This window comes from Taibaiella helva, assembly GCF_003545695.1.
Taxonomy (GTDB): Bacteria; Bacteroidota; Bacteroidia; order Chitinophagales; family Chitinophagaceae; genus Taibaiella; species Taibaiella helva.
Genome location: NZ_QUZZ01000006.1, coordinates 254,058 through 276,602 on the forward strand (window position 1 = coordinate 254,058; position 22,545 = coordinate 276,602).

26 protein-coding genes are annotated in these 22,545 nt (G+C 52.7%); 10 read left to right on the forward strand and 16 right to left on the reverse strand.

Annotation, left to right across the window (positions count from 1 at the left end):
* The first annotated feature begins 62 nt into the window (after window positions 1-62).
* Complete coding sequence (locus DZC79_RS11505; RefSeq protein WP_118951730.1) at window positions 63-623, forward strand: type 1 glutamine amidotransferase domain-containing protein; 561 nt, start codon at window positions 63-65, stop codon at window positions 621-623.
* 269 nt (window positions 624-892) lie between these two features.
* Window positions 893-1,246 (forward strand): hypothetical protein, encoded by a 354-nt coding sequence (locus tag DZC79_RS11510; protein ID WP_157977085.1) that lies wholly within the window; start codon window positions 893-895, stop codon window positions 1,244-1,246.
* A 74-nt stretch (window positions 1,247-1,320) separates the two neighbouring features.
* On the opposite strand, the gene DZC79_RS11515 is transcribed toward DZC79_RS11510, so the two are convergent.
* Window positions 1,321-3,315 carry a TonB-dependent receptor gene (locus DZC79_RS11515; RefSeq protein WP_198666860.1) on the reverse strand — a complete coding sequence of 665 codons (1,995 nt, stop codon included), beginning with the start codon at window positions 3,313-3,315 and terminating at the stop codon, window positions 1,321-1,323.
* Between the two features lie 35 nt (window positions 3,316-3,350).
* Window positions 3,351-4,673 (reverse strand): PQQ-dependent sugar dehydrogenase, encoded by a 1,323-nt coding sequence (locus DZC79_RS11520; RefSeq protein WP_118951733.1) that lies wholly within the window; start codon window positions 4,671-4,673, stop codon window positions 3,351-3,353.
* A gap of 113 nt (window positions 4,674-4,786) precedes the next feature.
* Here DZC79_RS11520 and DZC79_RS11525 point away from each other — a divergent pair, with 113 nt between their 5' ends.
* On the forward strand, window positions 4,787-5,791 hold the full coding sequence (locus DZC79_RS11525; protein WP_118951734.1) for a YihY/virulence factor BrkB family protein: 1,005 nt from the start codon (window positions 4,787-4,789) through the stop codon (window positions 5,789-5,791).
* Between the two features lie 262 nt (window positions 5,792-6,053).
* On the opposite strand, the gene DZC79_RS11530 is transcribed toward DZC79_RS11525, so the two are convergent.
* The 3 genes from DZC79_RS11530 to DZC79_RS11540 form a co-directional block, all read right to left on the reverse strand.
* On the reverse strand, window positions 6,054-6,464 hold the full coding sequence (locus tag DZC79_RS11530; protein ID WP_118951735.1) for an OsmC family protein: 411 nt from the start codon (window positions 6,462-6,464) through the stop codon (window positions 6,054-6,056).
* A 98-nt stretch (window positions 6,465-6,562) separates the two neighbouring features.
* Window positions 6,563-7,294 carry a class I SAM-dependent methyltransferase gene (locus DZC79_RS11535; RefSeq protein WP_118951736.1) on the reverse strand — a complete coding sequence of 244 codons (732 nt, stop codon included), beginning with the start codon at window positions 7,292-7,294 and terminating at the stop codon, window positions 6,563-6,565.
* A 17-nt stretch (window positions 7,295-7,311) separates the two neighbouring features.
* Window positions 7,312-7,734, reverse strand: a complete 423-nt coding sequence (locus DZC79_RS11540) for a hypothetical protein (protein ID WP_118951737.1) — start codon at window positions 7,732-7,734, stop codon at window positions 7,312-7,314.
* 172 nt (window positions 7,735-7,906) lie between these two features.
* Between DZC79_RS11540 and DZC79_RS11545 the strand changes: the two genes are divergently transcribed.
* The gene (locus tag DZC79_RS11545; protein ID WP_118951738.1) at window positions 7,907-8,092 is read left to right on the forward strand and encodes a histone H1; all 186 of its coding nucleotides are present in this window, start codon (window positions 7,907-7,909) and stop codon (window positions 8,090-8,092) included.
* Window positions 8,093-8,158: 66 nt separating this feature from the next.
* Here the strand turns inward: DZC79_RS11545 and DZC79_RS11550 are convergent, their stop codons facing one another.
* The gene (locus tag DZC79_RS11550; RefSeq protein ID WP_198666861.1) at window positions 8,159-10,387 is read right to left on the reverse strand and encodes a B12-binding domain-containing radical SAM protein; all 2,229 of its coding nucleotides are present in this window, start codon (window positions 10,385-10,387) and stop codon (window positions 8,159-8,161) included.
* 158 nt (window positions 10,388-10,545) lie between these two features.
* Here DZC79_RS11550 and DZC79_RS11555 point away from each other — a divergent pair, with 158 nt between their 5' ends.
* From DZC79_RS11555 to DZC79_RS11580, 6 genes are all read left to right on the forward strand, one after another.
* Window positions 10,546-10,899, forward strand: coding sequence for a hypothetical protein (locus tag DZC79_RS11555; RefSeq protein ID WP_118951740.1), 354 nt, complete (start codon window positions 10,546-10,548; stop codon window positions 10,897-10,899).
* Window positions 10,900-10,910: 11 nt separating this feature from the next.
* Complete coding sequence (locus tag DZC79_RS11560; protein ID WP_118951741.1) at window positions 10,911-11,327, forward strand: hypothetical protein; 417 nt, start codon at window positions 10,911-10,913, stop codon at window positions 11,325-11,327.
* Window positions 11,328-11,433: 106 nt separating this feature from the next.
* Window positions 11,434-12,027: a Crp/Fnr family transcriptional regulator gene (locus tag DZC79_RS11565; RefSeq protein ID WP_118951742.1), complete on the forward strand. Its 594-nt coding sequence runs from the start codon at window positions 11,434-11,436 to the stop codon at window positions 12,025-12,027.
* A gap of 103 nt (window positions 12,028-12,130) precedes the next feature.
* Window positions 12,131-13,000, forward strand: coding sequence for a pirin family protein (locus tag DZC79_RS11570; protein ID WP_118951743.1), 870 nt, complete (start codon window positions 12,131-12,133; stop codon window positions 12,998-13,000).
* Between the two features lie 51 nt (window positions 13,001-13,051).
* Window positions 13,052-13,342: a GNAT family N-acetyltransferase gene (locus DZC79_RS11575; RefSeq protein WP_118951822.1), complete on the forward strand. Its 291-nt coding sequence runs from the start codon at window positions 13,052-13,054 to the stop codon at window positions 13,340-13,342.
* A 217-nt stretch (window positions 13,343-13,559) separates the two neighbouring features.
* Window positions 13,560-14,798, forward strand: a complete 1,239-nt coding sequence (locus tag DZC79_RS11580; protein WP_118951744.1) for a DEAD/DEAH box helicase — start codon at window positions 13,560-13,562, stop codon at window positions 14,796-14,798.
* A gap of 141 nt (window positions 14,799-14,939) precedes the next feature.
* Here the strand turns inward: DZC79_RS11580 and DZC79_RS11585 are convergent, their stop codons facing one another.
* The 10 genes from DZC79_RS11585 to DZC79_RS11630 form a co-directional block, all read right to left on the reverse strand.
* Window positions 14,940-15,893, reverse strand: a complete 954-nt coding sequence (locus tag DZC79_RS11585; protein ID WP_118951745.1) for a L,D-transpeptidase — start codon at window positions 15,891-15,893, stop codon at window positions 14,940-14,942.
* Window positions 15,894-16,154: 261 nt separating this feature from the next.
* Complete coding sequence (locus DZC79_RS11590; RefSeq protein ID WP_232831818.1) at window positions 16,155-16,370, reverse strand: Sec-independent protein translocase subunit TatA/TatB; 216 nt, start codon at window positions 16,368-16,370, stop codon at window positions 16,155-16,157.
* A gap of 66 nt (window positions 16,371-16,436) precedes the next feature.
* Window positions 16,437-16,721: a hypothetical protein gene (locus tag DZC79_RS11595; protein WP_118951746.1), complete on the reverse strand. Its 285-nt coding sequence runs from the start codon at window positions 16,719-16,721 to the stop codon at window positions 16,437-16,439.
* A gap of 53 nt (window positions 16,722-16,774) precedes the next feature.
* Window positions 16,775-17,980 (reverse strand): tetratricopeptide repeat protein, encoded by a 1,206-nt coding sequence (locus DZC79_RS11600; RefSeq protein ID WP_157977086.1) that lies wholly within the window; start codon window positions 17,978-17,980, stop codon window positions 16,775-16,777.
* Between the two features lie 99 nt (window positions 17,981-18,079).
* Window positions 18,080-19,510 (reverse strand): serine hydrolase, encoded by a 1,431-nt coding sequence (locus DZC79_RS11605; protein ID WP_198666862.1) that lies wholly within the window; start codon window positions 19,508-19,510, stop codon window positions 18,080-18,082.
* Between the two features lie 119 nt (window positions 19,511-19,629).
* Entirely contained in the window at window positions 19,630-20,388 is a 759-nt protein-coding gene (locus DZC79_RS11610) for a dienelactone hydrolase family protein (protein WP_118951749.1), read from the reverse strand.
* A 68-nt stretch (window positions 20,389-20,456) separates the two neighbouring features.
* Entirely contained in the window at window positions 20,457-20,729 is a 273-nt protein-coding gene (locus DZC79_RS11615; protein ID WP_118951750.1) for a hypothetical protein, read from the reverse strand.
* Between the two features lie 87 nt (window positions 20,730-20,816).
* The gene (locus DZC79_RS11620) at window positions 20,817-21,515 is read right to left on the reverse strand and encodes a hypothetical protein (protein WP_157977087.1); all 699 of its coding nucleotides are present in this window, start codon (window positions 21,513-21,515) and stop codon (window positions 20,817-20,819) included.
* 141 nt (window positions 21,516-21,656) lie between these two features.
* Window positions 21,657-21,965, reverse strand: a complete 309-nt coding sequence (locus DZC79_RS11625) for a winged helix-turn-helix domain-containing protein (protein ID WP_118951752.1) — start codon at window positions 21,963-21,965, stop codon at window positions 21,657-21,659.
* Window positions 21,934-22,524, reverse strand: a complete 591-nt coding sequence (locus tag DZC79_RS11630) for a hypothetical protein (protein ID WP_118951753.1) — start codon at window positions 22,522-22,524, stop codon at window positions 21,934-21,936. The genes DZC79_RS11625 and DZC79_RS11630 overlap by 32 nt, the downstream gene beginning before the upstream one ends.
* Between the last annotated feature and the right edge of the window lie 21 nt (window positions 22,525-22,545).

Here is a 22,545-nt window from a genome sequence, read left to right on the forward strand (position 1 = left end):
ATCCGCGGCTTTTTGTTGACTTAAACCATCCATTCTTTTAACCGTACAAAAACGAAACAATCATGGCTAAGCTAAGCAATAAGAAAGTGGCGATCCTCTCTACCCACGGCTTTGAGGAAGTAGAGCTGACCGAACCGAAAAAGGCGCTCGAAGAAGCAGGCGCGAAAGTAGAAGTGATTGCTCCTGAAGCAGGCAAGATCCGCGCCTGGAAAGAAAAAGACTGGGGTACCAATGTTGCGGTAGACCGCACGCTGAAAGAGGTGAATGCAGACGATTACGATGCCCTGATGCTGCCCGGCGGCGTAATGAATCCCGACAAGCTGCGCCTGAACAAGGACGCAGTAAACTTTGCCGCCAGGTTCTTTGAACAGGGCAAGCCGATTGCCGCCATCTGTCACGGCCCGCAAACCCTGATCGAGACCGGCATGCTTAAAGGCAGGGAGATGACCTCCTACCCTTCGTTAAAGACCGACCTGGAAAATGCCGGTGTGCACTGGACCGATCGCGAGGTTGTTGTTGACCGGGGTTTGGTCACCAGCCGCAAACCCGACGACTTGCCGGCCTTCAACCGGAAAATGATCGAAGAAATTGCCGAAGGCATTCACAGCAGCGCGGGAGTATAAACCATATTCCCTCGGATATAGCAGTAACAAAGCGGGGAAATCTCTCCCCGCTTTCTTTGTCCTTCCCCAGATGAACATATCCTTTAAGACGTCACCGCTGCATAGAAATGATTAATATTAAGTTTACAAAAGCCCGAAAACCAATACAGCAAAGGATTAGCCACGATCGCCCCGCGACGGCTGCTATCGTGAAAAGGTTTTGGCACAATATTTTCATTAGATAATTTTAAAAGGGATTCGCGTAACCAGCCCCTTAATCAATGCATCATATGAAAACGATTGTGACTAAATTGCTTGCCCCCCTGGGTTTCGGGGAAAACCAAATGAATGGCTTAGTTGATTTTTTTGCCGGCTTCCTGCTGGTGACGCTTCCCTGGTTCTTTGTCAGCGATGCCAATATAAGGATGCTTGCTGTCATTATGGTTGCAGGGTCCGGTCTTGTACTGTATTCTATTTTTACCGACTACCGTCATGGCTTGCTCCGCTATATAGGCCGTAAGATCCACGAAACGCTGGATCTTACCCTGGGCATTACGCTGATGGCGTTGTTCCCGTTAAAGTACACTACCTTGCTTTTATCTTTTACAGGTCTGATCCTGATTGTGGGTCTATATTTCATTTGAACGAGATGACCAACGGCGCCGGAAATGATGCCACCCATTCTGAAAAAGACCGGTAATTGCCGGTCTTTTCTGCACTATCGCGACAGCAGCAGCTGCAGGTAATAATTACGGCGGGGTGCTGCATTATAATAGCGTCCGCCCGCAGCATTGATATCATAGCCCAGGCTGTACCTGCGGTCCAGCAGGTTATCGGCGCCGGTAAAAACGCTGATGAGGAAGCGCCCCTTCGACAGCCGATAGCCGGCCCTGGCCGAAACCAGGTGCACCGGATCACCATAAACGGTATTGGCATCATCCAGTGGCAGGGCGCTGCTGTAATAATAGTGAGCGGCCACCACAAAGTGCCGCAAAAAGTTAAGCTCCGCTCCGGTGTAGAGATTGTGCTTAGCCAGGCCGGGCAAGGCTTTCCCGGAATAATCCTCCTGCCCTCTCACAAAACCGGCATAGCGATAGGGCTGGAAAGCATAGCTGCCGCGCAAAGACCAGGCGCAATCTTCAGGCCGGCCAGCTTCATAGCTTAGTGTGGCCTCTATACCGGGTTGACGGGTTCCCCCGGCGTTGATATAGTAATCGCCACCGCCGGCATCCCTTCTCTGGACAATAGTATGTTGCAACCGGAAGTAATAGGCATTGAGTACGGCCATAAGCCGCGGCAAAGGCCGGTACCGGAAGCCTAGCTCATAGTTCTGCCCGGTTTCGGGCTGCAGCAAGCTGTTGAAGGTTGTACCGCTGGGCAGCAGCTCCTCGGTGACGGGTGGTGAAAAGCCCCTGGAAAATGAAGCATATAAAAAGGCCCGTTTGCCCAATGCCCTGGAAAGAACGGCTCTTGGTATCAGCTGCGGCTTAAAGCTACGGTCCAGAGTGCCTGTCGCCAGCGGGAGTGATTGCGCATAGCGGATCTTCACCGCATTCAGGCTCAGTCCCAGCACCAGCTCCCAATCGCCAGAAGTCAGCGCCGACTGTATGAAGGCGGCGCCCTGCATCGCGCGGATCTGCTCCCGGCGCTGCTGCAGCCCTTTTTGTCCTTCTTTGTTGGCATAGACCTGCACCTCCGACCAGCCGCTCTGCCCTTCAACACCGGCATTGGCCCTCAGCAGCCATGCGCCTGCTTCCCGCTCATAGCTGAGCACCGAACGGATACCGGCCTGAGGCTGGGTGGTAACCGCGTAGTTGCGTATGGCAGGATTGGTTAAGCCGGTATACGCCAGCCCCGCACCGGTCTGGTTCCGGAAACCCTTTCCCATAGCCGTTTTCAAGCCGACACCCAACCAGGCCATCTGCTGGCGGATGGCCGCCCCTGCGGCAACCGCCGAGGGAAAGCCGTTACCTGCAGGCCTTGCAGCGGCAGGATCACGATCATATTCTTCCTTCGTCAATCCGCCCGGCGTTTCATAATGCAGCTTTCCCAGCAACAGTATAGCAAACAGTTCCTGTCGCCCGCCGATGCGGTACCTGCCGTTCCATTGAAGGAGCTTGCGGTCCAGCGCCGACTGCTCTCGGTAACCCCGTCCTGTCATTTGCTGGTAAGAGAGCGCCTGATCTGCCTGCCGGCTATGCCAGCGCAAGTCGGCCAGCAGTGTATGTTGCCGGTAGCTACCGTAGCTATAGCCTGCCGCAATGCCCGTAGTGTCGGCTGCAGGCGGCTCCAGCAGCAGCACACCGCCGGTGCCGGCGCCATACATGCTGCTTCCCGGCCCCTTGATAAAAGTAGCGCCGGAAAATTGCAGCGGCCCCAGCTGGTTAAGATAGCTTACGCCGCCAGGGTCGGTGAAGGGAATGCCACCCAGGTATACTTTTACATTGCGTACACCAAAAGGCGAACGCAGGGAACTGCCTCTTATGCTCAGCCGGTAGCTCCCCGGCGATCGCTCTTCCAGGCGTATCCCGGCCAGGCTGTTCACCACCGGCACTGCAGAGGCTGGAGCAAACTGCCCTCCGCTCCCCGCAGGGATGCGTTCAATGGGTGCGGCTACGCGCAGACCCGGGGTCGCAAGGCCGTAAGCCTGTATGGTCACTTCATCCAGCGCTTTCGTCGTGTCCTGCGCCAATGCCGGCAACAGATACAGCATACAAGCCGGCAACAGGAATGCAAGTCGGGAAAAGATCATTTACGTACAGGATTAGCGCGTACACACCAGATGATGTTGGCGCCATCGTCGGCAACCAGCATATAGCCGTTCCGGGTAAAGGCCACGCCTACAGGACGGCCATATACCTCACTTTCCCCGGGCTTTACAATAAAACCGGTGAGAAAATCCTGCGGCTTACCGTTGGGCTTACCATTCTTAAAAGGCACATACACTACTTTATAGCCAGACAGCTCGGAGCGGTTCCAGGAGCCATGCTGCCCTATGAAGGCGCCGCCGGTATAGGCTTCGGGGAACGATTTTCCTTTATTGAATGCCAGGCCCAACGATGCGGTATGTGCGCCCAGGTTCACATCAGGTGTTAAGGTCCGGCGCACCAGCTCCATATGCTCGCCCTTTAAACGGGGGTCGGGATGCTGGCCCCAGTAAGCGTAAGGCCATCCATAAAAGCCGTCCGGCTTCACGCTGGTCAGGTAATCGGGCACCAGCTCATCGCCCAGCTCATCCCGTTCATTCACTGCTGTCCACAGGGTTTGCGTGCCCGGCGCCCAATCCATGCCCACAGGGTTGCGCAGCCCCGAAGCGTAGATCCGTTCATTGCCGCCATCGGGATCTGTGACCAGGATATTGGCACGCCGCACTTCGTTATCCATGCCATGTTCGGCCACATTGCTGCCCGACCCTACCGATATATAAAGCCTGTCTTTCGCTTCATTGGTAATGATGTTGCGTGTCCAGTGGTTGTTATAGCCGCCTGCAGGCAGGCTGACGATCTTTTTGCCCTGCCCGCTGATACGCGTATCGCCTTCTTTGTAGGGGTATTGCCATATACCGTCGGTATTGGCCACGTAGAAAGAAGAGCCTAGGATGAGCATACCGAAAGGCTGATTGAGTTCCGTAAGGAAATGGCTGGTCACATCGGGCACGCCGTCGTTGTCGGTATCGCGGAACAGCAGGATACGGTTGGCGCCATCTTCGTCATTCACATTCCGGGATGAAGACACCATTTTGCTGCCGATGCCGCGGTGGCGTCCGGTGCGGGCTTCCGATACCAGGATATCGCCGTTGGGCGCAACATAGATCCAGCGCGGGCTGTTGAGTCCGCTGGCAAAACGCGTTACCGTAAATCCTTCCGGAGCCTTGGGCGCCAGGCTGTCGGGCCAGCCTATCACCTTCGACAGGTTGACGGCCGACTCCGTGGCAAAAGGTTGGGGCAGGCTATCCCGGCCCTGTGCCGAATCTGCGGAAGAGACGCCGGCGCCCCCGGAGGAAGAACCGCCGGAACAGCCAGTAAGGAACAACAGGACCTGTCCTGCTATCAACGTACGTAAGTGATTCATTGAATATGGATTTGAGATCATTGAAAAGGCAATCCCGCCCGCTGTAAAGAACAAAATCGGGAGGCATGTTGTTGTATCGGTCAGACAAAGCCTTTGTACAGGACAAACAGCCTATGAAGCCATTCCTGGAAAAACTACTGAAACGGCCCTTTATTCTCATTGCACAAAACACCTTTAACGGTTTCCTGAACGATAAAGGATTAAAGCTAAGTGCAGCCCTTGCTTATTATACCGTGTTTGCACTGGCGCCGTTGCTGTTGCTGCTTATCTCCCTGGCCGGCATTTTCCTCGGCAGGGATGCCATACAGGGCCGCGTATTCCAGGAGCTTCACGGCCTCATCGGCAGCGATGCCGCCAGGCAGATCCAGGATATGATCAAAGCGATCGAGCTTTCGGGTAAAAGCAAACCGGCTTTTGTCATCGGTGTGATCACCCTGCTCATCGGCGCCACCAGTGTTTTCGGCGAGGTGCAGGATTCGATCAATATCATATGGAAGGTTAAAGCCAAACCAAAGAGGGGCTGGCTTAAGATACTGAAAGACCGCCTGCTTTCCTCTTCGCTTATTGTGAGCCTGGGCTTCCTGCTGGCAGTTTCGCTCATCATCAATGGCGCGTTGGTAGCCCTTACCGACCGGCTGGCCCGCGTGCTGCCCCAGATCACGCTGTTCCTGGCCGATGTGATCAACACCCTGGTCAGCTTCCTGGTGATCACCATCCTCTTCGGCGCTATCTTTAAAGTACTCCCCGATGTGCATATCCGATGGCGTGATGTACGCACCGGCGCCTTTTTCACGGCCTGCCTCTTTATGCTGGGACGCTTTCTTATCGGGCTTTACATTGCTACTACCGGCACCGGTTCCACTTTCGGCGCTGCCGGCTCGCTTATTGTCATCCTGGTATGGGTGTATTATACAGCAGCCATTCTGTATATCGGCGCCGAGTTTACCCGGGTATTTGCCGAGTATAAGGGACGACATATCGAACCGGCGTCCTATGCTGTTCATATAGAGCAGAAAGAGATTGAAAAAGAGGTGACCGTGCTTCCGCCCCAGTATAATAATATGACGCCACCTGAAACAAATTCCGGGACAGTCTCTAAACCACCAGAGCAAGGCTAAAGGTAAAGCCCTCTTAAACAAGAGGGCTCAAACCAATAAACCAACACCAAACTAATGATGCACCGATTAAATCAAAACAAAAAGCATGCCAAAGCATAAAAAATGCGACTATTAAGCCAAAAATAAGTTCAAAAATGGAATAAACAGAACTAATTCTAGAAATAGAACATAAAAAATGCAATAAACAATCATTTTTAATTCTCTCATTTTGCAAATAAAAAAGCCGGCTGCATAAGCCGGCTTTTCCTAATAAATGGTCAGATCAGTTCAAGGTCGCTGTTACGGATATTTCTGTATTCAGCAGCTTGGAAATGGGACAGTTCTTCTCGGCATGAGCGACCAGCTCATCAAATTTTTCCTGGCTGATCCCGTCCACACGAGCCTGAACTGTCAGGTGCGAGCGCGTGATCGTACCGTTTTCAAAAGTGATCTCGCAGTCGGTATGGATATCAGTGGCAGTAAAGCCTGCTCCATCGATATTGAAGGTCAGCTGCATGGTGAAGCAACCGGCATGCGCAGCTGCCACCAGCTCCTCAGGGTTGGTGCCTACACCATCTTCAAACCTGGTCTTAAAAGAATATTGTGTATTATTCAATACAGTGCTTTGCGTGGTGAGCGCTCCCTGGCCTTCCTTACCGGAGCCATTCCATACCGCTGATGCTTTGCGTTTCATTTGGCGTTATTTTTTTAATGAACAATAAATTGAGACAAGTAAAGATAATCTGCCCGGGACGTACCGGGAAAGGGGTTCGGCCTTTTTTAATAAAAGGATCATTTACGGCCGGCCCGTAGCAGCACCGGGAAAAACAAGGGTAGCGGGGCTTCACCCCAGACCGGCCGCAGGGTCTCCATCAGTTGCGGCACAGGATCGGTTCCCATAGCCTTGATATAATGCTGTGTGGCCGACCAGCTTTCAATATAGCCACACAGCCGCTCCAGGCTCCAGCGATCTTCATAGACCAGCGAAGGCGTTTCCTGCTCCCGGAAAGGAAAAGGAATGGTCTGGTAGTGCTCATCAATATATACACGCTCCGGATCCCAGTAAGGACCTACTACCTGGTCCTGGAAATCTGCGAGTATTTTATCGACTGCGGGTGTGATCACGGCCATATTGTAACCGGCAACCACGAAAAGTCCGTCGGGTCTCAAGGTACGCCTGACCTCCTTATAAAAAGCATCGAATTGAAACCAATGGATTGCCTGGGCAACGATGACCAGGTCGAAAATATGATCGGCAAATGATGATTGTTCCGCTGCCTCTTTACTATAGATAATATTGGGTGCTTTATATGCATGGGCCATCTGCTGCTCGCTGATATCCGTAGCCCTTACCTCCTTAAAAAAAGCGGACAAACCGCCTGCAATCTGTCCGTTGCCTGTAGCACAGTCCCAGGCACATTCCCGCCGGGAACATGCCGATTCGAGGTAATCAAACAAAGCTTTAGGGTAACCGGGCCGGTTTAAAGCGTAAACGGGTGCCGTTGAAGAGAAAATATCTTTCATCGCTCAAAGATACCCTTTTAATCTTCTACATATTTCCGGTCATGCGGCAGGGGTATTTCCAGTATAGGCTCCTTATGATGAAAAAATGCTTTGAGCTCTTCGACGGTCTGGCAGCATTGTACCACCTTATCGGGCTGGTCCTGGTAGATGATCACAAACTGGTAAGCCCAATAACCCTCTCCCTTATCCTGCAGCAGTGCATAAACATTGGCCCCGTCGTGGATCTTGAACAGGTGTATCTCGTCGAAACGGTAATCACGCAGCAGCGCCAGCAGCAGCTCCCTGCCCGGCCGGATCACCTGCTGCGGCGATTTGACGATATTGAGCGCATGGTAACGCTCCAGCCACAGCTCGTAGAACTGCTCCACCCATCCGGGGTTTTCGATGGTGTGCGCGGCATCTTTGTAGATCAGGTGCTCTATTTCTTTGAGGGAAAGCATGTGGCGTTCGATTGTGTTTGCAGGGTAACAAAAATGCAACTTCAAAGGTTGCCTGCGCCGCCTACTTTTAACGCTTCGGTCCCGCCTTCAGCCGGAGCGGACTTAAGGGAAAATTAAATTCCGGGGCCATTTCGTGCAGAATTCTATATTTGCAGCACTAAATCGATAAAAAATGGAGAAATTCAATCAATTGAAGGAGCTGCTCGCTACCATCGAAGCCGACGCCGACAAATTCTATAACAAAGGGAGCAAAGTTGCCGGTACCCGTCTGCGCGGCGGCATGCAGCAGATAAAAGCCCTGGCCCAGGAAATCCGCAACCAGGTGACCGAACTCAAGAACAGCGAGAAAGAAGCTTAATTGCTTTCCGGGCTCCCAGCCGGCATTGGCCTTCGTTCAGCGAAGGCCAATGGCTTTTACAGCCGGTTATAAAACGAGCAGTCCCAGCTCGCGCAGCTCGTCCATGGCCGGTCCCTGCCACAGTGCTTCAAAATCCTGTCCTGTAGCAGTGGCATAGTCTTCTGCGAGCGCCGCATAAGTCCACACTTTATCCGACGCCGGCTGCAATAAGGGCAACCGGCTTTCCAGCCAGGCGCCGTCCTGCTCACTTACTGCGATCTTCAGCTCCTCGCGCCGGGTATAGACGATCAGCTGCGTTACCGTAAAGCTCCGCCCTTTTTTCTTCCGTTGCTGCTGCTCCAATACAGGCTTATCGCCGAGCCATACGATCTTGGCTTCCGGCTTCAGCTCCCTTTCGGGGTAATGCAGCAGCGCATGCTCGATATGATCGGCCGGTATACGCGTTTGCGGTACTTTGAAATCGAACCATTCCTGCAGGGGGAAATCGAAGCAGATCCCATGCATATAGTTGAACAGGGATTTGCGCAGTCCCGCGCTGAACCGTTCGTGATCGGCGCCAGTGGGATCGGTATGCTCAATATCGTTATGCGCAAATGCGCCTATAGCTTCGGTTACCTTCTTTACTTTGAACAAGGCAGGGTCCATACCTACAGGGCTGTGGGCGGTCATAGCAAACTGATGCCAGAAGCCCGATTGTACAATGCCCAGCGCAAACAGCTGCCTTACCACTTCCAGCGCATCGATCGTTTCCTGGGCCGTTTGCGTGGGGAAGCCATACATGAGATAAGCGTGCACCATAATGCCGGCATCGGTAAAGCTGGCGGCCACCTTAGCTACCTGCGCTACGGTAACCCCCTTTCTGATCAGCCCGAGCAGGCGGTCGGAAGCAACTTCCAGCCCGCCGGAAACGGCGATACAACCCGAGGCGGCCAGGAGCCGGCACAGGTCGGCCGTAAAGCTTTTTTCAAAACGGATATTGGTCCACCAGGTTACCGTCAGCTTACGGCGCAGCAGCTCCAGGGCTACCTCGCGCATTAGTGCAGGCGGTGCAGCTTCATCTACAAAGTGGAAACCGTTCTGCCCCGTTTGCTGCATAATAGTTTCGATACGATCGACCAGCACTTTAGCCGTGGTGGCTTCATAGGTGCGGATATAGTCGAGCGAGATGTCGCAGAAGGTACACTTGCCCCAGTAGCAGCCATGAGCAAGCGTTAGCTTATTCCAGCGCCCGTCGCTCCAGAGACGGTGCATGGGGTTGGCTATCTCGATCACCGAGAGGTATTCGTCCAGCCGCAGATCGGAATAATCGGGCGTGCCTACATCTTTCTGCTTATAGTCGGCCTGAAGCGAAGCATTGCAATATACCACTTCATGATCCAGCCGTAGAAAGGTTCGCTTGAGGAAATCCACGGGCCGCTTGCCTTCCAGGTGCTCCATCAGGTTCAGTATAGGCGTTTCGCCGTCATCAAGGGTAATGTAATCGATATAATCAAACACCCTGGGATCGCTGAGGCTGCGCAGCTCGGTATTGGCATAGCCGCCGCCCAGGCATACTTTGATCCCGGGACGATGCTTTTTGATCCACTGGCCACATTTAAAAGCGCTATACAGGTTGCCCGGGAAGGGTACCGACAGGGCGACCAATGTAGGGCTTTCGATAGCGATACGTTCCGAAAGGCGCTCCAGCAATAAGATATCGATAAAAGAATCGGGCCCCTGCAGGGCTTCGTTCAGCTCGTCGAAGGAAGCGGCAGAGCGCCCCAGCCTTTCGGCATAACGGCTGAAGCCGAAATGCGGGTCCACGGCTTCGACAATAAGATCGGAAAGATCTTCCAGGTATAAAGTCGCAAGATGCCGGGCCTTGTCTCGAATACCCATGGTACCGAAAGCCCATTCCAGGTCGGCCAGCTGGTTGAAGCGAGAGGCCTCGGGAAGATAATTGCCCGTACAGATCGAATGCGCCAGCGTTGGATTTTTATCCTGCAAAAAGCCGATCACCGGTCCTATTGTACTGCAGTAAGCTTCCTTCAGCTGCACCATACGCCGGGCATTGGCCGAAAGCCGGACCGGGCTTTTCGCTACGGCAGCGAACAGGCGTTCCAGCCCGGCCGGTGAAAACAGGGCCAGGATCACCTCCATACCCAAGTCTGCCTGACAGGCGGGTATGCCCTGTGTGTTCAGGAAACCTTTCAGGTAAGCCGTAGCCGGGTAAGGCGTATTGAGTTGGGTAAACGGTGGTGTAATCAGCAAAACTTTCTGGTCCAAGGCCTGCGCACGATTGATATGAACCAGCAAAGTTATCGCATTTATATGGTTGTACCTTCCATTGCTTTTGAGACATAACGGCAAATATTATTTTCCATTATTTTCAATAATTATTGAAAATCCAAAAATTAATATTAACTTTGTATCGCAGCAGCCAGTAAACGATACAGCATACTCAAACGGCTATCATGAACAATGTGCTTGCCTATACGATTTACATCGCCATCACCCTCTACCTGATTTATTGGATAGGGCGGATGTGCCACCGCAACGGAAGGATTTTTATCCTGAAGCTATACCGTGGCGATGCGGAATCGACCGATACCATCAACAACATCCTGCTGCTGGCCTATTACCTGTTCAATACCGGCTATGCCCTGCTGCGGCTAAAGAATTGGGAACACGTGCTTTCGGTAGCACAACTGGTCGCTTCGCTCAGCCATCACCTCGGCTTGCTGATCCTGATACTGGCCGTAACGCATTATTTTAATATAGGGCTGATCTATTTTCTTTCTAAAAGACATCATCATTTCACTTCTTAATTCTTCATGTCATGAACACAGAGCACATCGCGTATATCGTCATCGCCTATTTCTGTTATCTGCCCATAGCGTTGGGGCTTACCTGGTACGTAGCGCACAGCCTCTTCCGCAACAGCATCGTCTTCATGAAAGACATCTTCAACGGCCGGGAAGAGATCGCGCTGGCCACCAACACCCTGTTCCGCATCGGCTTTTACCTGCTCAATATCGGCTTCGCCCTCTATATCCTCAAGATCAGGGAACCCCTGAGCAGTACCCAAACGACCATTGAAGCCCTCAGCTTCAAGGTGGGCGGTTTCAGCATCTACCTGGGCATCATGCTGTTCCTGAACCTGTACCTGTTCTTCCGCGGCAAAAGAGTAGCCAAACAAAAACGGCTGGGATATGAAATGAACAAGCGGTATAACAATCCCGGCCCGCAACAATAAAAACCCCAGGTCCTATCACCGGGCGCTGCTTGCAGCGCCTTTTTCATTCGTGGCGACCACGGCCCGGCAATTTGGGCTCTATAGAAATTGCTATCTTCGCTGCACTATGTCTACCGCTCATAACTTGCTGCTGGAACATATCGGCCGTCATCTCAGCTTCAGCGCTGCGGAAGAAAAGCGGCTGCTCAGCCTGCTCCAGGAACGTTCGCTGAAGCCGAAGCAATTCCTGCATCATGAAGGGGAGGTACAGAAGAGCCAGGTCTTTGTGACTTCGGGTTGCCTGCGCAGCTATGCGATCGACCATAATGGCTTTGAGCATATTCTTCAGTTTGCGCCTGCTGGCTGGTGGATCGCCGATATGCAAAGCCTGCTCGACCAGGCGCCGGGCAAGCTCATTATCGACGCCATACAGGCCAGCACCTTCCTGCAGATCAGCCGCAGCGACCTGGACCGGCTTTATGATGAGCTCCCGGGGTTGGAGCGGCACTTCCGGCTGCTGCTCGAGCGTTCAGTGGTTACCTACCAGAATCGCTTGCTGGACAACCTCAGCCTTTCGGCGCGCGAGCGTTATGAGAACTTCTGCAAAGCCTACCCCAGCCTGATCCGCGAGCTGCCGCAAAAGCAAGTCGCGGCTTATATCGGCGTTACCCCCGAGTTCCTGAGCCGTATGCTTAACCAGCCGGCCACCGCTAAAGGATAGATTATGGTTATACGCTATTAGCGCCCGGACTTAACCTAGATCATTTCCCAAGGGATAAGGGCAGCCGTACCTTTGCTTTATTAAAAGACAAAGGAGATTCTTCATGAACAAGTCCATAGAAAAAGTATTCAGCCGCCCGCCGCAATTCGGCATGGTCGGCGATGGCTTCCGGGTGTACAACTACATTCCCGGCCAATATAACCTGCAGCGGCGGCTCAGCCCTTTCCTGATGCTGGACTTCAACCCGGCTTATGACTTTGGCAAATCGGAGCATCAGCGGGGCGTAGATGTTCACCCGCATAAAGGTTTCGAAACGGTAACCATTGCCTACAAAGGCAGCGTGGCCCACCACGACAGTGCCGGCAACAGCGGTGTTATCTATCCCGGCGATGTACAATGGATGACAGCCGGGTCTGGTATCCTGCACAAGGAATACCATGAGCAGGAGTTTGCCTGTAACGGCGGACCTTTCGAAATGGTGCAGCTGTGGGTAAACCTGCCGGCCAAAGACAAAGGAGCGCAGCCCGGTTATCAATCGCTCACTGCAGCCGATATTGCAAAAGTGCAGCTGCCCGATGAGGCCGGGATCGTGAATGTGATCGCCGGCAGCTTTAACGGTGCCAAAGGGCCTGCCCGTACCTTCACCGACGTAAACCTGTTCGACATCAAGCTGAATGCCGGGGGCAAGCTGAGCACCGCACTACCGGCGGCCCACAATACGGCTGCCCTTGTGATCGAAGGGGAGGTGAACATCAATGGTACCACTGCTGCCGAGCATAGCTTTACTTTATTCAGGAACGAAGGCGAAGATATCGCCATTGAAGCGGCAAAGAACAGCGTTGTGCTGCTTATGAGCGGCATGCCCATCGACGAGCCGATCGCCAGCTATGGTCCCTTCGTGATGAATACCCAGCAGGAGATCGTCGAGGCGATCCAGGATTTCCAGTCCGGCAAATTCGGCACCCTGGCTTAATGCCGATATTTCGTAGCTTCACTGTCTGAACAAAAAAGCACAATATTGATCATGCCAACAGAGATCAAAGACCTTCCTTTGAAAGACAACAAGGAGGCACAGCAATTCGAGCTGAACGTCGACGGGCATATTGCCTTTATCGCCTATGAGCCGCACCGCGATGCGCTGGCGCTTACCCACACCGAGGTGCCCGAGGCGCTGGAAGGAAAAGGTGTTGGATCGGCCCTGGTACAGAAAACACTGAGCTATATCGAAGCCGCCCAGCAAAAGATCATCCCGCTCTGCCCCTTCGTGCTCAGCTATATTAAGCGCCATCCCGAGTGGGAGCGGATCGTACGGTAAGATACACAAGAGAAGTCAAGTTTAAAAACTTGACTTCTCCTTTCTTGCAGCATAAGCTGCTGTACAGACATTGCAATGGCCTTTCTTACGCAGGCCCTACATTTGCCTCTTTGACGTTGCAATGCAACGTCTGCCGGCCGGCAAACGAATGCAGGCAGCCAGCAGCCGCCATCTTCCCGCGATGTAGTACCTTTGCAGCTTAAGCGTACCGCTACCAATGAAATTTGAACAATACAATATTGCCCCGGAGATCAAGCGCAGCCTGGAAGAGCTTGACTTCAGGCGTCCTACCGATATTCAATTCAAGGCGATCCCATCCATCTTAAAAGGCGACGATGTGCTGGCTATTGCACAGACCGGCACCGGCAAGACGGCGGCTTTCGCTATTCCCCTGCTGCATTTGCTGCAGCAACGTTACGATATCAAAAAAAGGAAAGAAGTCAAATGCCTGGTGATGGTGCCTACGCGGGAGCTGGCGGCGCAGATCGCGGAAGCTTTCATCCAGATCGGCAAGTACACGCGCCTGGTCATCATGGGCCTTTATGGCGGTGTAGAGCAGGACGATCAGATACGCAAGCTGGAAAAGGGGGTGGATATACTGGTGGCTACGCCCGGCCGTATGTTCGACCTGGTGAGCCAGGGCTATATCGACCTCAGCCGGGTACATACACTCGTCCTGGACGAAGCGGATCATATGCTGGCCAAGGGGTTTCTTAAAGACATCCAGGATGTGCTGCGGCACCTGCCGAAGAAGCACCAGACCCTGTTTTTTTCCGCTACTATTGACAAAGAGATCAAGGACCTGGCCTATTCGGTTGTGCGTAACCCGATACGCATCCAGATCTCACCCAAAGATCCCGTTTCCAAAAATGTAAGCCATTCCGTGGCTTTTGTGGCTATGGACGATAAGCGTTTCTTCCTGGAACGCCTGGTGCGCGAGCTGCCCGGCAATAAGATCCTGGTCTTTGTCCGTACCAAAGTACGTGCCGAAAGAGTGCACAATGCCATGAAGCGAGTAGGCATCGACAGCATTACGATGCATGGAGATAAAGAGCAGGAAGACCGGCTGAAAGTGATGGCCGAGTTTAAGAAAGGAACCATAAAGATGCTGATCGCTACCGACGTCAGCGCCCGGGGTATAGATATTCCCGATGTTGATTTCGTGGTGAACTACGACCTGCCCGATGTACCGGAAAATTATGTGCACCGCGTGGGTCGTACCGGCCGCGGTGTTAAGAAAGGACAGGCAGTATCTTTCTGCAGCCCTGAAGAGCAGCCCCTGCTTAAAGCGATCGAAGCCTGGATGGGCAAAGAGATACGGGTGATGAAGATCGACAAAACTGACTACAGCGAAACGCTGAATTTTTCAGAAGATACGCCTAACGATAACTGGCAGCTGTTATTGGAAGAAGCGGAAAAGGCGGAGCAGGCGGCCAAAAGAAAAAAGAAGAAGTGATTTCTTAATGCTCACCAGGGCATAAAGACCTAAAAGTATATCGCAGCGCCGCTGTGTCGCTGAGAGAAAAAGAAATGCGCGTACAAAACAAAAGCCACGGCAATATCCGCCGTGGCTTTTGTTTGTAAAGAAGTTTGTTGCTCAACTGGCGGGCTTTGCCATTGTATCGGGCTGCTGGCGGCGGCTGATCACCCCTTCCCTGCGTTGCTGCTGCTCCATAATGCGCTGCAGATGCGGTTCTATCTCTTTCTCCAGGCCCTGTACGCTGATCTCGTTGGCCTTGGGATCTTCCAGCATATTGCGCCAGGGGCGGCGGCTTCCAAAAGGATAAGCGCCGTACACGATCACAGGCGTGCCTTGCGCCAACAAGGTATTATTGTCCTGTAAGATCCATTGCTCGGCCCAGCTGTACATCCATTGCGCCTGCTCGGCCAGCATACGGAGACAGGAATGAGATGCGGGATAGCCCGGCATAGAATACTGATGCCAGCCTACGCCCTCCTTATTTTCGATATTGAAGTTCCACTTCAGCTTCCACTCATCATTGACGGTGCTGATCGTCTCCTTCGCCTTCCAGTTGGCAAAGTGAAGGCCCGTGGGCGTAGGATGGATCTTACTGCCCATGCTGGTGGGTCCCCAATATACCCGCTTGCCTTTTTCGTAGGCAGCAAAGGCTTGTATCGGGTAAGAAAAGATGGCGATCTTATTCACATCCCTCAGCATTGGTATTTCTGCCGGGAAAGGGCTGTAGGCGTTCAGGTCGGGCAATATGGTATCGGGTATGATCAGGGTATCGATGCGGCCGAAAGTACCGTTATCCGCACGGTTCAGCGCAAGGATCATCCAGCGTTGCTCTGCCGTATAATTTTTGCGGAATGTTTTTACGGCGCTGTCCACACCCTTGATAGGATATGCATGGTAGCGGATCGTCAGGGGTGCCGGAGCCGGCTCTTTCTCCTTCGTACTGTCCTTCTTCGTGTCTGCCGTCACCGGTTCCGTTCTTTCCGTTCGTTCTTTCTGTTCATTCATGCCACAGCCTGTATGCAGCAGCAGGCCGCAGCTTCCAGCGATCAGTAATCCTTTCAGGGTTTTCATAGGTATCTGTTAAATATCACCAGTATAGTGCCGGTCAGTAACGGCGGCAACGGAACAACAAGAATAACAATAGTTTCATCGGCGGCAACATTACCAGTTCATTAAGCTAACCGCCAAACGTTGTGTATCCTGTCTTTCCTAAAATACGCTTTTTCTTCCGGAAAATCGCTTCGGACTGATTTGCCCGCTTCCCTAAGGGCCTCAAAAAAGCGCTGTTCTGAGAGCAGCGCCGTTTGTTTATCTTCCGGATTCCATATCGTTCTAAGCCTGGCCGGGATCTTTTTTAATGCCGGATTCCGCATCCTGCTTCACACCATCTTTTGCTTCCTTGAAGTCGCGCAAACCCTTACCCAGGCCCCGGGCCAGCTCGGGGATCTTCCTTCCGCCGAACAAGAGGATCACTACCAGGATGATCACTACCCATTCGCCGCCCCCGGGCAAAGACAGCAGCACTGGCATATTACTCAATATATTCATAAGATCAGATTTTGATTTGCAAAGATATGTTCCCTGGTGCGTTTTAAAAAATTTCGGGGAGAATAGTTATTTCCCGCTATTCGTATCCAGGGACTTATAAGGCATTCTTCTATCGGGAATGGCATTGGGATCGGCGGAATTCGGGTTCCTGCGATCCTCCGCGCCCCGGTTCTGGTATTCTGCCTTTTTGAGACTGTTCCGGTAGATCCGGTTGTTGTATGCCCCCGAATCTGCCCCATGTAAAGGTGCTACCGGCGCATATTTCAGAATTTTTGCAGTATCCTTTACCTGCCGCGAAAAAGCAGCGAAACCAATGCTTACCCCCGCGCATAATAAAATGATCCTTTTCATAGCGAGCCGGTTTAGAAAGTACAGGAAGATAACAGCAGAGGGGCGCCCAGGGTTCACCTGATATCCTCCTGTCCAGGATAGACAAACAAAGCGCCCTGATCCAGCTGCTCTATTTTTCCTTCCCGCACGCTCTGGCCGGCATCGCCGGGGTTGTTGCCGCTGCCCAATGGCCAGCTGCCTTTAGTATCCCTGATCTGTATACCAGCAATACCGGCGATCACCAGGCCGAAGTCGGTGCAGTTGTTCTTGTTGAGGTGATATTTCCGGCGGCTGTAGCGCATGACCATACGCAGGATACGGTTGAATTTCCGTTTGCTGACAAAGGTGGCCATCAGCTCATCCCAGTCGCGACCGGCATCGTCCTTAAATACCGATGAAGAAGAAGGGAGCAAAGGTGTGGCCGACAACAGGTAATCCTTATCGGGATAGAAGCCGAAAGTCCTGGATACATAGCCGGAATCGGCATTGAACTTGGTGAGGGTAATGAACATATGCCCCACTGTATTGACACCGGTGAATGCTTTGCGCATACCGGCAACCGGTTGCTTGAAATGCAGCAATACGCCATAAGCGATTGCTTTCTTATTATCATCGAAAGGCGCGGTGATCTCGCTCAGCGTCATAGCGCCGGCATGCCGGTCCCCCGCGAGGATCATAATGGTATCCCTGTCGACCACCAGCCTGTCATCGGCCGTTACCTCCAGCAGGTTATCGTACAGCTCAAAGTCTTCTGTCATATCGGTATCCGGTAGAGTGTCCGCCTCCGGCATATGCTCGTCCGGCGACAAGCCCGCAAGGGTCTGTTGCCGCTGCTTCAGGCGTTCCTGCTGCTGCGCCGACTTATGAAAGTATTTCAGGGCCAGGGGATATTGCTTCAGCCGTGCAAAAGCGACCGCCATGCTCCGGTACAGCTTTTCCGTAAGCTTGTGGTTCCGTTGACTGTTCCTGATCTTCAGGGAACGGATAAAGCTGGATAAAGCTTTTTCCGGTTTTCCTTTATAAGCATAGCTGTCGCCTATGGTCTGAAGGGACAGCGATGCCCCTTCCCCATCACCCGTGGCCCTGGCCATCGACAGGGCCTGCGTCGCATACTGCGCGGCTTGTTCAGCTTCTCCCTGCTGTATCAGGCCTGCGCTCAACCTGTTGAGGTAGCGTACATAGGCAAAGGTGTCGGTAGCGGAAGGTATTTCTCCGGATAAAGCATCGCCGGCTACCTGTGCGGAAGCGGCGCCCGTATACATCAGGACAATCCATATCACTATTTTAAAGGGGAGCCGGTGCATTGTTACCAAACGAACGGCAAAGGAACGAAAGAATGGGATAAGAGAAGTCAAGTTTTAATAGACTTCTCTTATCAGCTATTTTATCTTCTTAGCGTTCATCGTCGCTCCGCCCTGGTACAGGAGCGCATGAGTTACTTTACCGGCATCGTCCTTCATAAATTCCAGCTGTGCCTCGGCCACTTTCAGGAAGAACTTCCGCTCCGTTTCAGCGAAGACAGGGAACTTGCTCTGCCCTGTCGCCTGGGTGTACAGTTGATTACCCTCTCGGGTAACGACAATGCTGAAACCCGGCTCCAGCTCATATTCACCGATGTATTGATCCAGCACCTGGTTATCGAGCGCCATCTCTTTACGCACTACCGGGGGTGGCAGGGGCTTGCCATAAAGCAAGCTGCGGACAGCCTTTCCCGGCATGGTTGCCGGGTCGGCATTCTGAAGGATAATAACCGTTTTGTTCTTATCCATATCCCTTTCGATAAAGGTCCGGTAAGCGCCCCAGCCGCCGGTATGCAGGGCCATCTTACCTATTTCAGGATTGTTCTCGACCATCCACCCGAAAGCATAGTCTGTAGCGGTACCGTCCTTCAGCTTTCCGGGTGTGAACAGCACGGCCCGCTCTGCAGCCGGCAGCAGCTTGTCGGTGTATAAGGCCTGGTCCCAGAGCAGCAGGTCGCGTGCGGTGGTATTGACGGTCCCGTCGCCCGAAATCCCATCCAGCCAATAGACCATATTGGCTTCGGGAATGCTGTCGATCTGTACATAATCTGCTTTGCCGGGATCGTAGACAAAATCGTAAGCATAGTGGTTTACCTTTTTCGGACGGTAGCGCCGGTTGTAGACCAGGGAATGCTCCATTTTAAGAGGCTTGAAGATCGATTGCTGCAGGTAATCCGCATAACGCTTACCGGATGCTTTCTCAATTATGGTAGCCAGCAGGGCATAGCCGGTATTGCTGTACTCGTATTTGGCGCCCGGTGCAAATTCCTGTTTGGGATGATATTTTACCAGTAGCTTTACCAGGTCGGCATTGCTGGCGATCTTGCTTTTATCCCAAAGCGAATCGAACAGCACCATATAGTCGGGCAGCCCTGAAGTATGGTGTACCAGGTTGTCTATAGTCACGCCCTTATAGGCGCTCAGTTCAGGAATAAAGCGTGTAATGTCGTCGTTATACGATAATTTTTTCTGATGCTGTAAAAGGGCGATGGCAAAGGCAGTGAACTGCTTGGAGCAGGAAGCCAGCTCGAATACCGATTCGGGAGTCAGCAATTCTTTCGTAGCAAAATTCCCGAAGCCGTAGCATTTTTCAAAAATCGGTTTACCGTTCTCGGCGATCAGCACATTGCCGTTAAAGCGGTTCTTCTCCTGCAGGGAGGTGAACATGCTGTCGATCTGGGGCAGCAGGGCATTTTGCGCCAGAACGGAAGAGCCGGCCATAAGCAGGCCCATAAACAGGGAAAGCGCTCCCCGGCGGGACGAAAGGAATGTAGAGCGGTTTTTTTTCATAGCGGTCATATTGTAGCACAAAAGAAAGCGCTTTATCCTTCTGCTGCAACTCTTTTCGACCAACTATACGAAAGGAGGCACAAACGCCTCCTTTTCGCTTCCGAATTTTTTGGTGTACGCTACAACAGCTCTTTCAGAAACTGGAGCATGGCCTGCCAGGAACGCCGGTCAGCCTGCTGGTTGTAGGCTACGCCTTTGCTATTGTCGTTGCCCGCATCCCGATCGGTAAACGCATGCACTGCACCGGAATAATAGACCATTTGCCAGTCGGCCTTTGCCGTCCGCAATTCCTTTTGCAGGTTGCTGATCTCTTCTGCGGAGCTGTAAGGATCATCGGCGCCGTGCAGGATCAGCACTTTGGGCACGATCGGTTCGATCTTACGCGCCGGGTCCCGGCCATAAGCGCCGTGGAAAGACACCACACCCTTCACCGGAAGATTGGCCCTGGCGGCCTCCAGCGCACCTGCTCCGCCGAAGCAATAGCCGATCACCACCACTTCTTTTGCACCGGCCTGCTGCAATTGCGCCAGGGCCAGCCGGATACGCTTCTGATATTCGCCGACATGCTTTTTATAATAAGAAGAACGTTCGCCGGCCTCCTGCGGACTTTTGGGATAATGTCCTTCACCATAAATATCCGCTACAAAAGCATAATAACCCATACCTGCCAATTGCTCCGCTACTTCCCGGCTGTGCTGGTCGATGCCCATCCAGGCAGGCAGGATCAGTATCCCCGCCTTGCCGGACTGCGGCTGCACAGGCCGCGCCAGCAGCCCTTTCAGCTGCTGCGTGCCATCCACGTAGCTCAGGGGCTGCAACTGGGCGAGCGCTTGCCCGGAGAAGGCCATCATGAAAAGGAACAATAATTTGTACTTCATCTTCAGTTTTTTAGACCTGGATAACAATGATTGTACCGGTTTTGTTTCGCTTCAATATTAAAACAGCGTTATTTCAGGTGCAGGAGGCGATAATAATCGATCACTTTATCTTCGAAGGCAAAGAGACGCTTCAGCAGGTCACTCAACTCCGCATCCTGCTTTACCCGCTCCTGCACAATTGTACGGGCTTTTTCTATCGCCTCATGAGGATCAAAGTACTGTACCTGGGACTCGTCCACGTCCCCGGCCGCCCGGTAGCGTTTATATTGCGCCTGCGTAAAGGTGTAGCCTTTATAGCGGATAAAATCATGTTCACCCCGCGCTTGCTTTTCCTCACTCATATCTATTGGTTTGGATGACAAAGCTAAGGCTTGCTTCCTTTAAAAAAAATATCGGACACCGTCGCACCGAACAGGCACAAGAATGGCTCAGGAACGCTCTGCAGCCAACCCTTTGCTTAAAGTAAAACCGGTTCCGATCATCCACACATAGGAGCCAAAACGGACTACAGGCAGCAGCACATTCAGTAAAGGCAGTACCAGGCTGAGCGTAGACAATACAGCCAGGGCAGCCAGGACAAGGCCGAGCCAGGCTATCCAGCGGGGAGCAAAGCCGCCCAATAGGCAGGGTACGGAAATACCGGCCATCAGCAAACCCAATGCTACCGTATGCCCAACACCGCCGGTAACAAAGCTCAGCAACCGGAGCGCCTGCATCAGCGGCAGGTCTTCCACGATACCCGGCTGCGACAGCACCCAGTTGCACAGTGCAGAGAGCGTGACCAACAGGGAAGCCGCAATGCCGCCGAACAAGGCAATATGGACGCCGGTTACCCGCAAGCCCAGAAAATGCAGCCGGCTGGTGACTGCTGCTGTGAAAATACCCAGCGGGATGGCGGCGCCGAACTGCAACAGGGCATTGGCCCTCACTGCAGCCGCGAATTCAAGGTAGAGATGCTGCAGCTCCGCGGCCGGCGCATAAGGACGGGGAAATGCGTTACCCCGCGCCAGGACAAAATATACCAGTATGCTGGCGATGAACAAACAGGTGTAAACGACGGCAATAATGCCGGGATGCGGCCCCCTGTGACGACCTGCCGTAAAACGGGACTGATGTGTTGTTTCCATTTTAATTGAATTGTAGTGAATAAAATGAGCTTTTACGTGGAAGAATATACTTTAACTAATAAATTTAGTCTGCACTACAAACTATATTTTGTTTTGAAAAGCCGTTGTACAATAAGGTCCAACGGCAGATACGCTATTTCGTTACAGGTGAAGGTACTGCTTAATATGCTTTACATATTGCTCAAAAGCTTTCCGTCCCCTGGCGGTAAGCTTGCAAAGGGTCTTCGGATAATTGCCTTTGAAGGTCTTGATCACCTCTATATATTCCGCCTCATGGAGCTTTTTGATCTGGTGGCTCAGGTTGCCCTGCGTGGTACGGGTAACTTCCATCAGGTAGCCGAAATCGGCTTGTTTCATTTTGATCAGCACAGACACGATCGCCAGCCGGACAGGCGTGCCCAGGACCGGGTCCAGGTCGCTATAAGTCGGTTGCTCTTTTTGCTTTTGCATGTTTCAATAAGTATCCGGGTACCAGGTAGCCGGTGATTACTGCGACTGCCTGTAATAAGGCCCGGTAGTCCGGGGAAACGAAGACGCTGGCCAGCGCGAAAGCGAAGAACAGCAACCCACCTGCGACCAGCGGCCTGAAGCGCAGACTGAGGCCCGAAACCAAGGTACCGATACCGCCGATCAGCAGGGTATAGCTGAAGGGCTGGGATCGCAGCGACGAACTTACGAATACGGTGGCTATAAATCCAATACCCAGCACGATCCAAAGGTTTTTCAGGAAGAAAGCAAGATAGGTTTGCGTAGCCCTTCGCTGCGCCGCATGCCGGGCGACCGTGATGACAATGCCCACCGATACCAGCGCCGGGAAAGGCAGGAAATAAAGCGGGGATGTGGTATAGGTATGTAATACAAAGAAAAGCAGGCTGGACAGGCTAATGATCCAGCCCCATACCAGGTAAAGAAAGCTGTATCCCTTCATATCTTCCCGGGTACGGGAGATCACGTCGGCGATCAGCTGAAGGCCTTCTTCCGGTTCCAGGCAATGCTCTGTCGTATTCATAACTGTTTCGTTTATGATGCA

Bases quoted from the DNA above. Each gene is read 5' to 3' on its own strand.
- DZC79_RS11610 (WP_118951749.1), bottom strand. From the start codon at position 20,388: ATGAAGTACAAATTATTGTTCCTTTTCATGATGGCCTTCTCCGGGCAA.
- DZC79_RS11605 (WP_198666862.1), bottom strand. From the start codon at position 19,510: ATGAAAAAAAACCGCTCTACATTCCTTTCGTCCCGCCGGGGAGCGCTT.
- DZC79_RS11590 (WP_232831818.1), bottom strand. From the start codon at position 16,370: ATGAATATATTGAGTAATATGCCAGTGCTGCTGTCTTTGCCCGGGGGC.
- DZC79_RS11575 (WP_118951822.1), top strand. From the start codon at position 13,052: ATGCCAACAGAGATCAAAGACCTTCCTTTGAAAGACAACAAGGAGGCA.
- DZC79_RS11520 (WP_118951733.1), bottom strand. From the start codon at position 4,673: ATGAATCACTTACGTACGTTGATAGCAGGACAGGTCCTGTTGTTCCTT.
- DZC79_RS11630 (WP_118951753.1), bottom strand. From the start codon at position 22,524: ATGAATACGACAGAGCATTGCCTGGAACCGGAAGAAGGCCTTCAGCTG.
- DZC79_RS11625 (WP_118951752.1), bottom strand. From the start codon at position 21,965: ATGCAAAAGCAAAAAGAGCAACCGACTTATAGCGACCTGGACCCGGTC.
- DZC79_RS11545 (WP_118951738.1), top strand. From the start codon at position 7,907: ATGGAGAAATTCAATCAATTGAAGGAGCTGCTCGCTACCATCGAAGCC.
- DZC79_RS11560 (WP_118951741.1), top strand. From the start codon at position 10,911: ATGAACACAGAGCACATCGCGTATATCGTCATCGCCTATTTCTGTTAT.
- DZC79_RS11615 (WP_118951750.1), bottom strand. From the start codon at position 20,729: ATGAGTGAGGAAAAGCAAGCGCGGGGTGAACATGATTTTATCCGCTAT.
- DZC79_RS11535 (WP_118951736.1), bottom strand. From the start codon at position 7,294: ATGAAAGATATTTTCTCTTCAACGGCACCCGTTTACGCTTTAAACCGG.
- DZC79_RS11555 (WP_118951740.1), top strand. From the start codon at position 10,546: ATGAACAATGTGCTTGCCTATACGATTTACATCGCCATCACCCTCTAC.
- DZC79_RS11530 (WP_118951735.1), bottom strand. From the start codon at position 6,464: ATGAAACGCAAAGCATCAGCGGTATGGAATGGCTCCGGTAAGGAAGGC.
- DZC79_RS11595 (WP_118951746.1), bottom strand. From the start codon at position 16,721: ATGAAAAGGATCATTTTATTATGCGCGGGGGTAAGCATTGGTTTCGCT.
- DZC79_RS11505 (WP_118951730.1), top strand. From the start codon at position 63: ATGGCTAAGCTAAGCAATAAGAAAGTGGCGATCCTCTCTACCCACGGC.
- DZC79_RS11570 (WP_118951743.1), top strand. From the start codon at position 12,131: ATGAACAAGTCCATAGAAAAAGTATTCAGCCGCCCGCCGCAATTCGGC.
- DZC79_RS11565 (WP_118951742.1), top strand. From the start codon at position 11,434: ATGTCTACCGCTCATAACTTGCTGCTGGAACATATCGGCCGTCATCTC.
- DZC79_RS11525 (WP_118951734.1), top strand. From the start codon at position 4,787: ATGAAGCCATTCCTGGAAAAACTACTGAAACGGCCCTTTATTCTCATT.
- DZC79_RS11540 (WP_118951737.1), bottom strand. From the start codon at position 7,734: ATGCTTTCCCTCAAAGAAATAGAGCACCTGATCTACAAAGATGCCGCG.
- DZC79_RS11510 (WP_157977085.1), top strand. From the start codon at position 893: ATGAAAACGATTGTGACTAAATTGCTTGCCCCCCTGGGTTTCGGGGAA.
- DZC79_RS11515 (WP_198666860.1), bottom strand. From the start codon at position 3,315: ATGCTGTATCTGTTGCCGGCATTGGCGCAGGACACGACGAAAGCGCTG.
- DZC79_RS11580 (WP_118951744.1), top strand. From the start codon at position 13,560: ATGAAATTTGAACAATACAATATTGCCCCGGAGATCAAGCGCAGCCTG.
- DZC79_RS11585 (WP_118951745.1), bottom strand. From the start codon at position 15,893: ATGAAAACCCTGAAAGGATTACTGATCGCTGGAAGCTGCGGCCTGCTG.
- DZC79_RS11620 (WP_157977087.1), bottom strand. From the start codon at position 21,515: ATGGAAACAACACATCAGTCCCGTTTTACGGCAGGTCGTCACAGGGGG.